Origin of the sequence: Microbacterium sp. SZ1 (genome assembly GCF_002362255.1) — a bacterium.
Classification (GTDB): Bacteria; Actinomycetota; Actinomycetes; order Actinomycetales; family Microbacteriaceae; genus Microbacterium.
Window position 1 is genome coordinate 353227 of the sequence record NZ_LPVV01000038.1, and the last position, 15373, is coordinate 368599.

Below are 15373 nucleotides of genomic sequence, written 5' to 3' on the forward strand. Positions count from 1 at the left end.
GTTAGAGGTTAACCCCGGTCGGGGCGGGGTCCTGTGATTGCGGAGCCGATCCGAAGGTGTGTCGCACCTGCGGAGATCGCCTCGACGAAGTCGCCGGTCATCCCGGCGGAGATCCACGTCGCCGCGGGGTCGACCGTGCGGACGTCGTCGGATATCTCGCGCAACCGCGCGAAAGCCGGGGCGGGGTCCTCGTCGAGCGGCGCGACGGCCATCACCCCGCGCAGCCGCAGGGTGGGCAGCGTGAGCACGTGCTCGGCCAGCGCGCGCGCCGCATCGGGCGCGATTCCTCCACGCCCGGGGTCGTCGGTGAGATTCACCTGCACCAGGACGTCGAGGATGCTGTCGTCCTCCGCCGCCCTGTGCAGAGCGTCGGCTAGGCGCTCGCGATCGACAGAGTGCACGGCATCCGCGCTCCGTCTGATCGCGGCCGCCTTGTTCGTCTGCGCCTGTCCGATGAAATGCCACCGCACGTCGAGGCCGTCGAGCTCAGCGGTCTTCGCGGAGAGCTCCTGCTGTCGGTTCTCTCCCACGTCGGTGACACCGAGAGCCGTCAGCTCCCGCACGAGCGATGCGGGGTGGAACTTCGTGACGACGATCCGCGTGATCTCCTGCGGGTCGCGCCCGGCCAGGCGCGCGGCGTCGGCGATCCGCTCATCGATCGCCGACAGCCGTGCGGCCAGGTCGGTCACTTCAGGAATTCGGGGATGTCGATGTCGTCGTCGGCGAACGCCGGCTCGATGCTCGTGGCCGTGACGCGCTGCGGAGCGGGCTCGTTCTTCTCAGCCTGCTCGGATGCCGCCGGCGTGCTCTCCTCGTCGTTCGAGAGCGTGACCTCGGGCAACGTGCCGGCCGCGGCGGGGCGAGTGACCACCATCGGGTCGAGGCGCAGCGAGGGCTCGCCACCGTCGAATCCGGCCGCGATCACCGTGACGCGCACCTCGTCGCCGAGGGTGTCGTCGATGACCGTGCCGAAGATGATGTTCGCCTCAGGGTGCGCGGCCTCCTTGACGAGGTCGGCGGCGTCGTGGATCTCGAAGATGCCGAGGTTCGACCCACCCTGGATCGACAGCAGCACACCGTGCGCTCCCTCGATGCTCGCCTCGAGCAGCGGGGACTCGACCGCGAGCTCTGCTGCCTTGATCGCTCGGTCGGCGCCGCGTGCGGATCCGATGCCCATGAGCGCGGAACCCGCACCCTGCATGACGGACTTCACGTCGGCGAAGTCGAGGTTGATGAGACCGGGGGTGGTGATGAGGTCGGTGATGCCCTGCACACCGGCAAGGAGCACCTGGTCGGCCGTGGCGAACGCCTCGATCATCGAGATGCCGCGGTCGCTGATCTCCAGCAGTCGGTCGTTCGGCACCACGATGAGGGTGTCGACCTCTTCCTTGAGCTTGGAGACGCCGGCCTCGGCCTGGCTCTGGCGACGACGACCTTCGAAGGAGAACGGCTTGGTGACGACACCGATGGTCAGCGCGCCGATCGACTTCGCGATACGGGCGACCACGGGGGCGCCGCCGGTTCCGGTGCCGCCTCCCTCGCCAGCGGTGACGAAGACCATGTCGGCACCGGTCAGCGCCTGCTCGATCTCCTCGGCGTGGTCTTCGGCGGCGCGGCGGCCGACCTCGGGGTCGGCGCCGGCGCCGAGTCCGCGCGTGAGCTCGCGGCCCACGTCGAGCTTGACGTCCGCGTCGCTCATGAGGAGCGCCTGAGCGTCGGTGTTCACGGCGATGAACTCGACTCCGCGGAGACCGAGTTCGATCATGCGGTTGACGGCGTTGACGCCGCCACCGCCGACGCCGACGACCTTGATCACGGCGAGGTAGTTCTGGTTCTGGCTCATGGCCGGCCTCCGAATAATCGAGCCTGTCTGATGGAGAGCCACCTCGCCGGGGCGAACCTTAAACCTCAACTAGAGGTGTAAAGTATTTCCCGGCAATGGTTTCTCTTGTTCGAAGGTAAGCGCCGCGTGGTCGCGCGCACGCAACGACACGGGCGTGTCGTGTGTTTGCCGCGCGAACTCAGCCGATGACGACCGCGTGCGGCGAGGTGACGTCGATCGACGACGCCCCGGGGACCGCGAGAAGCGCCTTCGCCAGGGCCTCGCTCTTCAGCGGTGACTCCTCGGAGTTGCCCCAGACGACCGTGAGCCCGGTGCTGAGCGTCAACGTGACGTCGTCGGGCGTCGTCGCCGTGACGTTGGTGAGTGCCGCGCGCAGATCCGTCGGGACCGAGCGCACCACGAGTCCTGCCGTCTCGAACGCCGCGGAGTCCGTGCCTCCGGTGATGTTGAGGATCGGCTGACCCGCCGGCTGGTCGGAGGTCGTCGACAGCGCGACGCCCGCGGCATCCACCAGGGTGTAGCCCGCGTCGGACCGGATCACTCCGACGGGAGTGCGCTCGACGATGCGCACCGTGAGGTCGTGCGGCGGTTTCGCCTCGAGCGCGTAGGTCTCGATGAGCGGGAAGGCGAGCAGCGATGCCTTGACCTCGCTCGAATCCACGAGCGCCAGCGGGGTTCCCAGCTGGTCCGCGAGCGCGGCCTCGAGCGTGGCCGGGTCGAGAGTCGTCGCGCCGACCACCGTGATCCTCTCGACGGCGAACAGCGGGCTGTACGCCGCGGCGACGCTCCCGCCCACGAGGAGGACAGCGGCTCCGATCGCGCTCAGCCAGACGATCCTGCGGCGACGGGACCGCTGTGTGAACCGCCGGATCTCCGCACGGAGCGCCTTCCGCCGCGCTCGCGCGGCACGCCAGACGTCGCGCGCGGACATCTCCTGATCATCGTCGACGACCTCCGTCCGGGAGAGCTCCGAGATCGCCCCCGGTGCCGCTCCGCCTCGTCCGACACCGTCCTGTCCGGCCGCGGTGTCCCGGCGGCGACGCGCGGACGCGTTCTCCACGGACTCGCCGGCAGGCGTCGGGAGCGGGGGCGGGCGGCGCATGAGCTACGCCTCGGTGGACCGCAGCGACTCGAACACCTGCGGGATGATCTGGTAGACGTTGCCGCACCCCAGCGTGATCACGTAATCGCCCTCTCGAGCGACGGATGCCGTGTAGTCGGCGGCCTGCTGCCAGTCGGCGACGTAGTGGACATGGGACGGGTCGCGGAACGCCCCGCTCACCAGCTCGCCGGTGACCCCGGGGACCGGGTCCTCCCTGGCGCCGTACACGTCGAGCATGACCGTGTGGTCGGCGTACGTCTCGAGCACATCGGCGAACTCGCGGAACATGTGCTGCGTGCGCGAGTAGGTATGCGGCTGCTGGATCGCGATGATGCGACCGTCACCGGAGATCGACCGCATCGCCTCGAGCGCCGCGCGCACCTCGGTGGGGTGGTGGGAGTAGTCGTCGAAGACCGCGACCCCCCGCTCCACGCCGTGCTTCTCGAGGCGACGAACGGTGCCGGCGAAACCCTCGACGGCTCGCGCCGACTCCTCGAGGCCGAATCCCAGGGCACGGAGCACGGCGACGGCACCCGCCGCGTTCACGGCGTTGTGCACGCCAGGCACGGCCAGCTGCAGGCGGACGCTCTCGTCGCCGTGGGTGAGGGTCGCGGCCACCGGGCCCGCGGCGACGATGTCGGTGATGCGGAGATCGGAAGCCTCGGCCTGGCCGAAGGTCACGACGTTCGGGTGCGAGAGACCCGCACCCACGCGCAGCGCGCCCGCATCGTCGCTCGAGATGACGACGGCCTCGGTCGCCGCGTCCGCGAAGCGCACGAACGCGTCGTGGAACGCCTCGTCCGATCCGTAGTGGTCGAGGTGGTCGGGGTCGACGTTCGTGATGAGGGCGACGGCGGTGTCGTACAGCAGGAACGTGCCGTCGGACTCGTCGGCCTCGATCACGAACAGCTCGCCCGACCCCGAGGCGCTCGAGACGCCGAGCTGCTCGATCACGCCGCCGTTCACGAAGTTCGGATCGGCGCCCAGCGCCTGGAGCGCCGTCACGATCATGCCGGTCGACGTCGTCTTGCCGTGGGCGCCCGCGACCGACACGAGACGACGGGAGCCGATCAGCCAGTGCAGCGCCTGAGAGCGGTGGATGACGTGCAGACCGCGCTCCTTCGCCGTGACGAACTCCGGGTTCTCCGGCCAGATCGCTCCGGTGTGCACGACCGTGTCGGCGTCGCCCAGATGTGCGGCGTCGTGCCCGACGTGGACGGTCGCGCCGGCCGCGGCCAGGGCGCGCAGGTTGTCGCTGTCGGCCCGATCGCTTCCGGAGACGCGGATGCCCGCATCGAGGAACATGCGCGCGAGGCCGCTCATACCGGATCCGCCGATGCCGATGAAGTGCGCGGAGGAGATCGACTCGGGGATCGGGAGGGAGAGGTCAGGTCTGATCATGTCGGGTTCAGTCTACTTTTCGGGTCGGACGGAGCGGCGCAGGGCGACGCCGGTCACACGGAGGCGATGGCGCGGTCGACGAGCGCGATGAGGTTCTCCGTGCCGCTCCGGGTCCCGACTTCCGACGCGGCCGCCGACATGGCGGCGAGGCGGTCGGGATCACCCAGGAGGGGGACGACGATCCGTCGCACGGCGTCTCCGTCGAACGTCGCGTCATCGAGGAGCTTCGCGGCGCCGGCGGCGACCGCGGTGGCGGCGTTGAGTCGCTGCTCCCCGTTGCCGACCGAATACGGCACGTACAGCGCCGGGATGCCGAGGGCGCTGATCTCGCTGACGGTGGCCGCCCCCGAGCGCGACACGATGAGATCCGCCACGGCGAACGCGAGGTCCATGCGGTCGACGTACCGCACGAGCGCGTAGCCGGGGACGCCGGGATCGGCGAGGTCGCTGCGCTCGCCCGTGACGTGCAGCAGCTGCCACCCCGCGGCGAGCACATCGCCCCAGGAGTCTGCGAGAGCGTCGTTGAGGCGCTGGGCGCCGAGCGATCCGCCGAAGACGAGCAGCACGGGCCGCGCGGCATCCAGGCCGAAGTGCGCGGCCGCCTCGTCGCGCGCCGCCGCGCGATCGAGCTCGATGACCTCCCTGCGCAACGGCATCCCGACCACCTCGCCGCCGCGCAGCGGGGTGCCGGCGAAGGCGAGACCCGTGGCGGCGGCGCGACGCGCGCCGAGGACGTTCGCGAGGCCGGGCCGCGCGTTCGCCTCGTGCACGACGAACGGGATCCGCTCGCGACGCGCGGCGACGTAGGCGGGGGCCGAGGCGTAGCCGCCGAACCCGACGACCACATCGACGCCGTGTGCGCGGATGTGGTCGCGCACCTGGGCGACCGCTCGACGGAACCGCAGCGGGAACCGCGCCGCCTGCGCGTCGGGACGCCGCGGGAACGGCACCTTGTCGACCACGAGGAGCTCGTAGCCGCGCGCGGGCACCAGGCGGGACTCCAGTCCCTCCGCCGTGCCGAGCACCAGAACCGCCGCGTCCGCGTCGCGGGACCGCAGTCCGTCGGCGACGGCGAGCAGAGGGTTGACGTGACCGGCGGTTCCCCCGCCGGCGAGAAGGTACGTGGTCACCGTGAGACCCTACCCCGCCGGACCGAGGGACCCCGCCCAGGCGACGGCGCCCGCCCCGGCGAGGCTGTGCGCTCAGCAGCGCGCGCCTCGGCGGCGGGGACCGTCCTGGCGAAGGCGAGCAGCACTCCGCAGGCGATCAGCACGGCGAGCAGCGCCGTGCCGCCCTGCGACATGAAGGGCAGCGGCACGCCCATGACCGGGAAGACTCCGATCACGACGCCGATGTTCAGGACGGCCTGACCGGTGATCCATACCGTGACGCCGCCGGCGGCGATGCGGATGAACGGGTCGGAGGTCTTGCGGATGATGTGGAAGGCGCCGACGGTGAACAGCGTGAAGAGCGCGAGCACGACGACGCAGCCGATGAGTCCGAGCTCCTCCCCCACGATCGCGAAGATGAAGTCGTTGCCCGCCGCGGGCAGCCAGCCGTACTTCTCCTGCGAGTTGCCGAGGCCGACGCCGAAGACGCCGCCGGAGGCCATGCCCCAGATCCCGTGGATGGACTGGTAGCAGTCGCCGGTGTAGGCGGACATGTCCGAGCACGTCGCGGTGATGCGCCGCATCCGGTCAGGACTGGTCACGGCCAGGGCGATCACGGAGGCGATGCCGAGCAGCACCGGCAGGATGAAGAGCCGCAGCTTCACCCCCGAGAAGAAGAGGCAGCCGAGGAGGACGAGGACGAGCACCATGGCGGTACCGAGGTCCTTGCCCGCGAGCACGGTCCCGATCGCGAGCGCGCCGACGGGCACGACGGGGATGAAGACCTGGTGCCAGGTGCCGAGCATCGTCTGCTTGCGCATGAGCACGTAGCCGATCCACAGCGCGAGCGCGAGCTTGAGGAACTCCGACGGCTGCAGGGTGAACCCGGCGATCTTGATCCAGTTGCGGTTTCCGCCGTCCTCGATGCCGAGGGGTGTGAAGACCAGCAGCTGCAGCGCGATCGCCCCGAACAGCGCCGGCCAGGCCATGCGCTTCAGGAAGCGGACGGGCATCCGCGAGATGAGGAACATGAGCGGCACGCCGAGCACGGCGAACACACCCTGGCGCAGAGCCCCGTCCATCGGGTTCTCGCCCCGGGAGACGGCGGTGGCGCTCGTCGCCGACAGCACCATCACGAGCCCGAAGATCGTCAGCAGCAGCGCCGCGGAGGCGATCATGAGGAACTCGGTCGAGAGCGGCGTGAAGCGGCGCCCGAGCGAGACGCGTGCGGCGAGACCTCCCGAGGACCCGGACTCAGAGCGCGGGGGGCGTGCGACCTGTGTCATCGGCGCTCCCCCGGTCGATCCAGTCCTGCACCGCTTCGGCGAAGCGGCGGCCGCGATCCGCGTAGCTCGTGAACTGATCGAAGGATGCCGCGGCGGGGGCCAGCAGCACCGTGCCCTCGCCGTCGACGATCCCCGCAGCGATCTCCACGACGCGGTTCATGACCTCACCAGTCTCGCCAGCATCGACCTCGAACACGGGCACCGCCGGCGCGTGTCGCTCGAATGCCGTCACGACCTCGGAGCGCTCGACGCCGATGACGACGGCCGCGCGGGCCGTCGAGCCTGCGGAGGCGATGAGGTCGGCGATGTCGACGCCCTTCAGGTCTCCCCCGACGACCCACACCGCGCCGGGGTACGCGCGCAGCGACGACGCCGCGGCGTGCGGGTTCGTCGCCTTCGAGTCGTCGACCCAGGTGATGCCGGCGTGGCGGGCGACGACCTGGATGCGGTGAGCGTCGAGACGGAAGCCTCGGAGAGCGTCGTGGATCGCCTCGGGGGCGACGTCGAGAGACCGTGCGAGCGCACTCGCCGCGAGGATGTTCTGCACGATGTGCGGGGCGCTGAGCCCGGCGGCCTCGAGATCCGCGACGGTCGTGAGCTCGAGCGCGCTGCGTGCGCGATCGTCGAGGAACGCGCGATCGACGAGGAGTCCCTCGACGACACCGAGGTCGCTGGGTCCCGGGATGCCGAGGTCGAAGCCGATCGCGCGCGCACCCTCGACCACCTCGGCGTCCTCCACCATCAGACGGGTCGCCTCATCGGCCTTGTTGTAGACGCAGGCGACGCGGGTGTTGCGGTAGACGAGCGCCTTCGCGTCGCGGTAGGCGCGGGCGCTGCCGTGCCAGACGAGGTGATCGTCGGCGAGGTTCAGGCAGACGGAGGAATGGGGGTACAGCTCGCCCTCGGGCTCTGCGAGGCCGAGGTACCAGAGCTGATGGCTCGACAGCTCGACGACCAGCACGTCGAAGCCGGAGGGGTCGCGCACGGCATCCAGCACCGGCACGCCGATGTTGCCGCACGGAGCCGCGCGCAGACCGCCCTCGACGAGCAGGCTCGCGGTGAGCTGAGTCGTGGTGGTCTTGCCGTTCGTGCCCGTGATGAGCACCCAGTCGGCCGGGGTTCCGTCGGCGCGCACGACCTTGTCACGCACCCGCCAGGCCAGCTCGACGTCGCCCCAGAGGGCGATGCCCGATTCCTGCACCCAGCGGATGACGGGGTGCGACGGCGAGAACCCGGGTGACGCGATCACGACCTGCGCGTCGAAATCAACGAGAGCCTGCGGCACATCGCTCAGGGGCCCGAGCTCGAGGCGCGCCCCGACGACCGGAACGAGCTTCGCGTACTCCTCGTCGGCCGATTCGCTGAGCACGAGCACCTCGGCGCCGAGCTCTGTGAGGGTGTCGGCGACCGAGAACCCTGTCATCGACAGACCGAGAACGGCGACGCGGAGGCCGGCCCAGTCGGCATTCCAGCTGGTGAGCGACGCGAGCCGGGACTCAACCGACACGGGTCAGCCATTCCACGTAGAAGAGCCCGACCGCGGAGACGGCGAGGAGTCCGGCGATGATCCACATCCGCACCACGATCGTCACCTCGGACCACCCGCGCATCTCGAGATGGTGGTGGAACGGGCTCATGAGGAACAGCCGCTTGCCGCGGGTGATCTTGAAGTAGGCGCGCTGCAGGATGACGGAGCCCGAGGCGAGCACGAACACGCCAGCGATGACGAGCAGCAGCAGCTCTGTGCGCGTGAGGATCGCCATGGCGGTGATGACGCCGCCGATGGCCATCGAGCCCACGTCGCCCATGAAGACCTTGGCCTTGGGCGCGTTCCACCACAGGAAGCCGATGAGACTGGCGGCGAAGGATGCGGCGACGATGGCGAGACTGAACGGGTCGCGCACCTCGTAGCATCCGCCGATCGCCGCCTTCTCGACGCCTTCGCCGACGCACGACTGCTTGAACTGCCAGAAGGCGATGAGGCTGTAGGCGCCGACGACGATCACGCCGGCGCCGGCGGCGAGCCCGTCGAGTCCGTCGGTGAGGTTCACGCTGTTCGAGGTCGCGACGCCGATCACCGAGATCCACAGCAGATACAGCACCCAGCCGACGACGACCGTGAACGCGAACAGGTTCAGCCACGGGATGTCGCGGAACAGGGAGATCGATCCCGACGCGGGCGTCTGGTCGAACTTGTTCGGGAAGTTCAGAGCGACGATGCCGAACGGGATCATCACGATCAGCTGCCCGATGATCTTGCGCCATCCGGACAGGCCGAGACTGCGCTGGCTGCGCACCTTCATGTAGTCGTCGATGAAGCCGACGGCTCCGAAGCCCACCATGAGCCAGATCACGAGGATCGCCGACAGGGCCGGTGTTCCTCCGCCGACGAGGACGCCGGTGAAGTAGCCCACCATCGTGCCTGCGATGAAGATGACACCGCCCATTGTCGGGGTGCCGCGCTTGGCCTCGTGGCTCGGATTCTCGAGCGCCTCGGGGGTGCGGATGACCTGACCCCATCCCCACTTGCGGAAGAGCCGGAGGAAGACGGGAGTCAGGAAGAGTGTGAAGGCGAGCGAGATGGCCGCCGCCATGATGAGTGACCTCACGAGAACAATTCTCCCAGACGATCACCGAGATGCCGGAGGCCGACCGAGTTGGAGGACTTCACGAGCACGCGGTCGCCGTCGCGGAGCTCCTCACGCAGATACTCGAAAGCCGCGTCCTGGTCGGGGAAGAAGACGGCCTCGCTGTCCCACGACCCCTCGCCGATCGCGGAGATGTAGAGGCGGCGCGCCTCGGGTCCGACGACCACGATGCGCTGGATGTTGAGACGCACGGCGAGCAGGCCGATGCGGTCGTGCTCCTCCCCCGCGGTCTCGCCCAGCTCGCTCATGGCGCCGAGGACGGCGACCGTGCGCTCTCCGGGGCCGGTGATCTGCGCGAGCGTGCGCAGTGCGGCCGCCATGGAGTCGGGACTCGCGTTGTAGGCGTCGTTGATGATGCGGACACGGTCGTTCCCGAGGGGCTGCATGCGCCAGCGCTCCGCGATCTCCACGGTCTCGAGACGCGCGACGGCATCCGCCGTCGAGACCCCGAGCACACCGGCGGCGGCGATGGCTGCGAGGGCGTTGTTGATGTGATGCGCCCCGAGCACGCGGAGGTGCAGCGGCACCCGCGCCCCGGCGGCCTCGATCGTGCACGACGTGCCGGATGCCGTCACCTCGAGCCCCTCGGCCCGCACCTGCGCCGCGGTGCCCTGGCCGAATCCGACGACGCTCATGCCGCGGGACTCGGCGAGCTCGCGCATCGCCGCGACACGCGGATCGTCGATGTTCAGCACGGCTGTGCCGGTGGGGGCCGCAGCCGCGACGAGTTCGGACTTCGCCTTCGCCGTGGCCTCGATGCCGCCGAAGCCGCCGGCGTGCGCCAGGCCGACCATGAGCACGACGACCACATCCGGCTCCACCAGCCCAGCCAGACGGGCGATGCTGCCGGGGGCGTCCGCTCCGAACTCGCTGACGAGGAAGCGCGTGTCGTACGTGACGCGCAGCATGGTGACCGGGGCGCCGACCTCGTTGTTGTACGAGTTGATGGGAGCCACGGTTGCCCCCTCATCAGACAGGATCCGGGCGAGGAAGTTCTTGGTCGTCGTCTTGCCGTTCGAACCGGTGATGCCGACGATCGTGAGCGAACCGGCGGCGCGGACGCGCGCCACGACCTCTCTCGCGAGGTCGGCCAGCGCCCGCACGGCGTCCGCGACGACGATCTGGCTGATCGCCTCGTCGACCGGGCGCTCGACGATCGCAAGCGCGGCGCCGGACGCGAGAGCCGCTCCGACGAAGTTGTGCCCGTCGGTCGCCGCGCCGGGCTTCGCGACGAAGATCGAGCCGGGCTCCATGGTGCGGGAGTCGGTGTCGACGACGCCATCCACCAGGGTCTCGGCCGTGGCGTCTCCGGCGAGCCGCAGATCACCCCCCAGGACGGCGGCGATCTCAGCAAGCGACAGGGCGATCATGACATCTCCAGGCGCGAGGCGCGCCGATCATTCGAACTTGGGAAGCAGTGCGTCCATCGGGGTGGAGGACGGCATCACGCGGTACGTCTTCATGGTCTGCGTCATCGCCTTCTGGAAAGCCGACGCGGTCGCCGCGGATGATGTAACTCTAGTCGGCTCGTCGAGAGTCACCACGACGACGTACTGCGGGTCGTCGACGGGCGCGAAGCCGACCATGCTGGTGTAGTACACGCCCTGCTTGTAGCCGCCGTTGCCGTCCGGGATCTGCGCGGTACCGGTCTTGCTGGTCACGCGGTAGCCGGGAACCTGGATGCGCTCTGCGTTCCCGCCCTGCACCGCGACGTTCTCGAGCATCCGGGTGAGATCGGCCGCCGTCTGCGGCTGGATGATCTGCTCACGGCTCGGGGCGTCGGGGGTGACGACCGTGCCGTCCGGTGCCGTGCACGACTCGACCAGCGAGAGGCCGATCTTCTCGCCGCCGTTCGCGATCGCCTGGTAGGCACCGGCGAGCTGCGGGGCGGTCACCGTGAAGTACTGTCCGAAGGTGGTCGTGTACAGCGACTGGTTGTCCCACTGGTCCGTGGGGTGCAGGAGGCCGGACGACTCGTCGGGGAAGCCGACGGTCGTCTCGCCGACGCCGAAGCGCTGCAGGTAGTCGTGGCGCACCTCAGGGCTCACCATGGTGCCGAACTTCGACAGCGCGACGTTCGACGAGTCGATGAGCGCGCCGGCGAGCGTGTACTGGAACGTCGGGTGCACGAACGCGTCGTTGATGACGGCGCCGTTCGGGAACTTCTCCTTCGAGGACGCCGACACCGTCGGGCTCGTCATCGTGACGCCCCCGTTCTCCATGACGGCTGCCGCGGTCACGGCCTTGAACGTCGACCCCGGCTCGAACGGGTAGGTGAAGAGCTTGCTGCCCCAGGTGTCCGAGCTGGAGGCGTTGAGATCATTGGGGTCCATGGTCGGCCACTCGGCGGCGGCGCGGATCTTGCCCGTCGCGACCTCGACCACCGTGACCGTGCCGCCCTTGGCGCCCTGCGCCTGCGCCTCCTCCGCGATCATCTGCTGCATGTACCACTGCAAATCGCTGTTGATCGTCAGCTGCACGGTGCCGCCGTCCACGGCATCCGTCCGACTCTCGCTCCCCGGGATGATGACCCCGTCCTTGCCGGTGCGGTAGCTCTCCTCGCCGTTCGTCGGCGCGAGGCACCTGTCGTCCATCTTCTCGACGCCGGCCTGCGCAGAGCCGGTGCCGTCGAGGAAGCCGACGACGTTGCCGGCGACCGCGCCGTTCGGGTACACCCGGGTCTCGCGCTCCTCGAAGTGCAGGTACTTCACGCCGTCCGCCTTGAGCTCCTTGAGCTGGATGTACTGCTCGGCGTTGAGACCCGTTTTCACCTGGTACCACTGCGACTCGGGGTCCGCGGCGTGCTGCGCCTCGACTCCCGTGCGGAGAGCCTCGGCGTCCACGCCCGTGATCTCGGCGATCCGCTGTGCGGCTTCCGCCCACGGGATCTTCGGCGGGTTCTTCTCATCGGTCTCGAGCAGGTTCATGACCTTGGGGTCGACGTTGGCGTCGTACACGGCCACGCTCTCGGCCAGCACATTGCCGTCCGAGTCCACGATCGATCCGCGGTCGCCGTAGATCGTGGTGCCGTGCGAGATGAACTCGAGCGACTGCGACACGTGCTCGTCGGCGCGGACGATCTGGATGTCGACGAGGCGCACGATGAAGGCGGCGAGGATCGAGAGGATCACGGCCAGCGCGACGACCGTGCGTCGCCGCGGCGTCCGGGTGGCTCGTGTCGTCATGGACTCTCTCCGTCAGATCGTGGTGGTGGGTTCAGCGCGTCGTGGGGCTCGGAAGGCCGTCTGTGATCGCGGGTGGCAGTTCCTGCTGCGTCTGTCCGGCCGCGGGGTCGCCTGCTTCCTCCGTCGTCGTCTCGGCGACCGGAGCCTGAAGCAGCGCGTTCCCGACTGCACCTGCGCCGTTCGGGTCGATCGTCGACATGCCGCCCGCGCCCGTCCCCTGACCGAAGATGGCGCCGTCACTGAGACGGAGGTACGACGGGGTGCCTGCGACCACCATCCCGAGAGATGCCGCACCCGTCGCCAACGCCTGCGGGGAGCTGAGGCCCGTCAGGTCCTCCTTCAGCGCGTCGGTGCGGAGGTCGAGGTCGTGCTGCTGCGAGGTGAGGCTGGCGAGCAGGAAGGAGTCCTGCGTGATGGCCAGCGACAGTCCGATCTGCGCCGCGCCGATCGCCATGGCACCGGCGAGAGCGACCAGTGCGTACGCCAGCTTGGGCTTGCGGCGGGGCGGTGTTCCGGTGACCGGCTGCAGCTGTCGACGAGGCGCGCGGGTCGGCGCCTCCCTCTCGTCGTTCCTGGGGGCTCGGGCTGCTGCGGTGAGACTCATGCGTCACGCACCTTCTCCGCGGCCCGGAGGCGTACGGGGATCGCGCGGGGATTGCGTGCCCGCTCGTCGTCATCGGCCAGTTCCGCTCCGCGGGTGATGATGCGGAAGCGGGGTGCGTGTTCGGGCAGCTCGACAGGGAGGCCCTTCGGCGCGGTGGATGCGGCGCCCGCCGCGAAAGCCTGCTTCACGAGTCGGTCTTCGAGCGACTGATACGACATCACGACGATCCGACCTCCCACCGCGAGGGAGTCCATGGCGGAGGGGATCGCGTCTGCGAGCACGCTGAGCTCGGTGTTGACCTCGATCCGCAGTGCCTGGAAGACGCGCTTCGCGGGGTGGCCGGCCCGCTGCGCCGCTGCGGGGGTCGCCGCGATGAGGATCTCGACCAGCTCTCCCGATCGGGTGATGGGCTTCTGCTGACGCGCCTCGATGATGAACCGGGCGTAGCGGCCGGCGAGCTTCTCCTCGCCGTAGCGCTCGAAGATCCGGCGCAGATTTCCCTCGCTGTACGTGGCGATGACCTCGGCGGCGGTCACGCCCCTGGTCTGGTCCATCCGCATGTCGAGCGGCGCATCCTTCGAGTACGCGAATCCGCGATCCGCCTCATCGAGCTGCAGGGACGAGACGCCGAGGTCGAAGAGGATGCCGGACGCTCCCTGCGCGTGGAGTCCGATCTCGTCGTACACGGTGTGGACGAGCGTGATGCGATCGCGGAAGCGCGCCAGGCGCTCGCCCGCGATGCGGAGCGCGTCGGTGTCGCGGTCGAGGCCGACGAGCCGAATGTTCGGGAACCGCTCCAGGAGCGCCTCGGAGTGGCCGCCCATACCGAGCGTGGCATCGACCAGGATGGCCCCGTCGCGCTGAAGGGCGGGGGCGAGCAGCTCGATGCAGCGCTCGAGCAGAACCGGGGTGTGGATGTCGCGGAGGTTCATGATCTCTCTCGGGTGACCTCTGTCTCGGTGACCAGGGCCCTGATCCCCCTCCGCTTCTCGACCCGGCACCGGGGAAGTGTGTCGGGGCGGGAGCGGCGGGGCATCACAGCCGTGGTCAGAACAGTCCCGGAATCACCTCCTGCTCCAGGTCGGCGTAGGACTCCTCGCCGGCGGCGAGGTAGGCGTTCCAGCTCTCGGCATCCCAGATCTCGGCGTGGGCGCCGACTCCGGTGACGATGAGCTCCTTCTGCAGGCCCGCGTACTGGCGGAGGTGCGCGGGGATGGTGATGCGGTTCTGGCTGTCGGGCATCTCCGCACTGGCTCCGGAGAGGAACAGGCGCATGAAGTCGCGCGCCTGCTTGTTCGCGAGCGGCGCCTGACGGATCCGCTCGTGCATCGCCTCGAACTCGGCCGTGCTGAAGACGTAGAGACAGCGCTCCTGGCCACGGGTGACGACGATGCCGCCACCGAGGTCTTCGCGGAACTTCGCGGGGAGGATGACCCGCCCTTTGTCGTCCAGCTTCGGAGAGTGCGTACCCAGCAGCATCGGCCATCACCCCCTCTTCGTCCGGCCAACTTCGAGGTGCGCCCCACTTTACTCCACTTTCCTCCACAAACCTATGGCGAATTCGACGATGACGGCCCCCAAGCGCACGGGAGTGCACAGTCGCGGCCGCCACACCGCGGAATTACGCGGGGCAACCGAAGTGGAGCGCGGTGGAGGAAAAGTGGAGGGAGCGCTTCATCCTCGTCCGGAGACGACGAAGGCCCGGATGCTCAGAGCATCCGGGCCTTCGAGAAGGAGAAGAGGTCAGCGGCCGTCTTGACGGCGATCCCAACGATCGTTCATGCGGTCCATGAAGGAGGCCGATCCGCGCGCCTTCCGGGGGGCGCGCTCGGTCGGCGTCGAGGAGGCGGAGCGTCGAACCGGGGTCACGGCGAGCATCACGCCGCCGAGCATGGCGGCGAAGCCGACGACTCCGACCACGACACCCCACACGTCGCCGAGGACGACACCCACGATCAACCCGCCGACTCCGGCGAGGAGCAGAAGCGCTCCGTACACGAGATTGCGATAGCTGAGTGCTCGGTCGCCTGACGGCGCACTCACGACATCGGCGTCGTTGTGGAGGAGATGGCGCTCCATCTCGTCGAGCAGACGCTGCTCCTGTTCGGAGAGTGGCATTTCGTCCCCCTCGGGTATGGTCTCCTCATTCTACGCGCGGTATGAGGCCGCGGGCTAGTGAACGGGCCTCTCATTGG

At 69.3% G+C, this 15373-nt stretch carries 14 protein-coding genes; all 14 read right to left on the bottom strand.

Annotated features, from left to right (window positions below; all coding sequences use genetic code 11):
* Positions 1 to 8: 8 nt before the first annotated feature.
* Positions 9 to 689 (bottom strand): YggS family pyridoxal phosphate-dependent enzyme, encoded by a 681-nt coding sequence (locus tag AUC47_RS13460; protein ID WP_096715668.1) that lies wholly within the window; start codon positions 687 to 689, stop codon positions 9 to 11.
* Complete coding sequence (ftsZ, locus tag AUC47_RS13465; RefSeq protein WP_096715669.1) at positions 686 to 1843, bottom strand: cell division protein FtsZ; 1158 nt, start codon at positions 1841 to 1843, stop codon at positions 686 to 688. Before ftsZ ends, AUC47_RS13460 begins: the two co-directional genes overlap by 4 nt.
* Before the next feature lie 178 nt (positions 1844 to 2021).
* On the bottom strand, positions 2022 to 2945 hold the full coding sequence (locus AUC47_RS13470; protein WP_096715670.1) for an FtsQ-type POTRA domain-containing protein: 924 nt from the start codon (positions 2943 to 2945) through the stop codon (positions 2022 to 2024).
* Positions 2946 to 2948: 3 nt separating this feature from the next.
* Positions 2949 to 4346, bottom strand: a complete 1398-nt coding sequence (gene murC, locus AUC47_RS13475) for a UDP-N-acetylmuramate--L-alanine ligase (RefSeq protein WP_096715671.1) — start codon at positions 4344 to 4346, stop codon at positions 2949 to 2951.
* 53 nt (positions 4347 to 4399) lie between these two features.
* Complete coding sequence (locus tag AUC47_RS13480; RefSeq protein ID WP_096715672.1) at positions 4400 to 5476, bottom strand: UDP-N-acetylglucosamine--N-acetylmuramyl-(pentapeptide) pyrophosphoryl-undecaprenol N-acetylglucosamine transferase; 1077 nt, start codon at positions 5474 to 5476, stop codon at positions 4400 to 4402.
* On the bottom strand, positions 5473 to 6741 hold the full coding sequence (ftsW, locus tag AUC47_RS13485) for a putative lipid II flippase FtsW (RefSeq protein WP_096715673.1): 1269 nt from the start codon (positions 6739 to 6741) through the stop codon (positions 5473 to 5475). Before ftsW ends, AUC47_RS13480 begins: the two co-directional genes overlap by 4 nt.
* Entirely contained in the window at positions 6710 to 8248 is a 1539-nt protein-coding gene (murD, locus tag AUC47_RS13490; protein WP_096715674.1) for a UDP-N-acetylmuramoyl-L-alanine--D-glutamate ligase, read from the bottom strand. The genes ftsW and murD overlap by 32 nt, the downstream gene beginning before the upstream one ends.
* Positions 8238 to 9350 carry a phospho-N-acetylmuramoyl-pentapeptide-transferase gene (gene mraY / locus AUC47_RS13495; RefSeq protein WP_096715675.1) on the bottom strand — a complete coding sequence of 371 codons (1113 nt, stop codon included), beginning with the start codon at positions 9348 to 9350 and terminating at the stop codon, positions 8238 to 8240. The genes murD and mraY overlap by 11 nt, the downstream gene beginning before the upstream one ends.
* The gene (locus AUC47_RS13500) at positions 9347 to 10759 is read right to left on the bottom strand and encodes a UDP-N-acetylmuramoyl-tripeptide--D-alanyl-D-alanine ligase (RefSeq protein WP_096715676.1); all 1413 of its coding nucleotides are present in this window, start codon (positions 10757 to 10759) and stop codon (positions 9347 to 9349) included. Before AUC47_RS13500 ends, mraY begins: the two co-directional genes overlap by 4 nt.
* Before the next feature lie 27 nt (positions 10760 to 10786).
* Positions 10787 to 12574, bottom strand: a complete 1788-nt coding sequence (locus tag AUC47_RS13505) for a peptidoglycan D,D-transpeptidase FtsI family protein (protein ID WP_096715677.1) — start codon at positions 12572 to 12574, stop codon at positions 10787 to 10789.
* Between the two features lie 31 nt (positions 12575 to 12605).
* Positions 12606 to 13178, bottom strand: coding sequence for a hypothetical protein (locus AUC47_RS13510; protein ID WP_096715678.1), 573 nt, complete (start codon positions 13176 to 13178; stop codon positions 12606 to 12608).
* Positions 13175 to 14110 carry a 16S rRNA (cytosine(1402)-N(4))-methyltransferase RsmH gene (gene rsmH, locus AUC47_RS13515; protein WP_096715679.1) on the bottom strand — a complete coding sequence of 312 codons (936 nt, stop codon included), beginning with the start codon at positions 14108 to 14110 and terminating at the stop codon, positions 13175 to 13177. The genes AUC47_RS13510 and rsmH overlap by 4 nt, the downstream gene beginning before the upstream one ends.
* A 115-nt stretch (positions 14111 to 14225) precedes the next feature.
* Positions 14226 to 14657: a division/cell wall cluster transcriptional repressor MraZ gene (gene mraZ / locus AUC47_RS13520; RefSeq protein ID WP_067120554.1), complete on the bottom strand. Its 432-nt coding sequence runs from the start codon at positions 14655 to 14657 to the stop codon at positions 14226 to 14228.
* A gap of 264 nt (positions 14658 to 14921) precedes the next feature.
* Positions 14922 to 15296, bottom strand: coding sequence for a DUF3040 domain-containing protein (locus AUC47_RS13525; protein ID WP_096715680.1), 375 nt, complete (start codon positions 15294 to 15296; stop codon positions 14922 to 14924).
* Positions 15297 to 15373: the final 77 nt, after the last annotated feature.

Bases quoted from the DNA above. Each gene is read 5' to 3' on its own strand.
- ftsZ (WP_096715669.1), bottom strand. From the start codon at position 1,843: ATGAGCCAGAACCAGAACTACCTCGCCGTGATCAAGGTCGTCGGCGTC.
- AUC47_RS13470 (WP_096715670.1), bottom strand. From the start codon at position 2,945: ATGCGCCGCCCGCCCCCGCTCCCGACGCCTGCCGGCGAGTCCGTGGAG.
- murC (WP_096715671.1), bottom strand. From the start codon at position 4,346: ATGATCAGACCTGACCTCTCCCTCCCGATCCCCGAGTCGATCTCCTCC.
- ftsW (WP_096715673.1), bottom strand. From the start codon at position 6,741: ATGACACAGGTCGCACGCCCCCCGCGCTCTGAGTCCGGGTCCTCGGGA.
- AUC47_RS13500 (WP_096715676.1), bottom strand. From the start codon at position 10,759: ATGATCGCCCTGTCGCTTGCTGAGATCGCCGCCGTCCTGGGGGGTGAT.
- AUC47_RS13505 (WP_096715677.1), bottom strand. From the start codon at position 12,574: ATGACGACACGAGCCACCCGGACGCCGCGGCGACGCACGGTCGTCGCG.
- AUC47_RS13510 (WP_096715678.1), bottom strand. From the start codon at position 13,178: ATGAGTCTCACCGCAGCAGCCCGAGCCCCCAGGAACGACGAGAGGGAG.
- rsmH (WP_096715679.1), bottom strand. From the start codon at position 14,110: ATGAACCTCCGCGACATCCACACCCCGGTTCTGCTCGAGCGCTGCATC.
- mraZ (WP_067120554.1), bottom strand. From the start codon at position 14,657: ATGCTGCTGGGTACGCACTCTCCGAAGCTGGACGACAAAGGGCGGGTC.
- AUC47_RS13525 (WP_096715680.1), bottom strand. From the start codon at position 15,296: ATGCCACTCTCCGAACAGGAGCAGCGTCTGCTCGACGAGATGGAGCGC.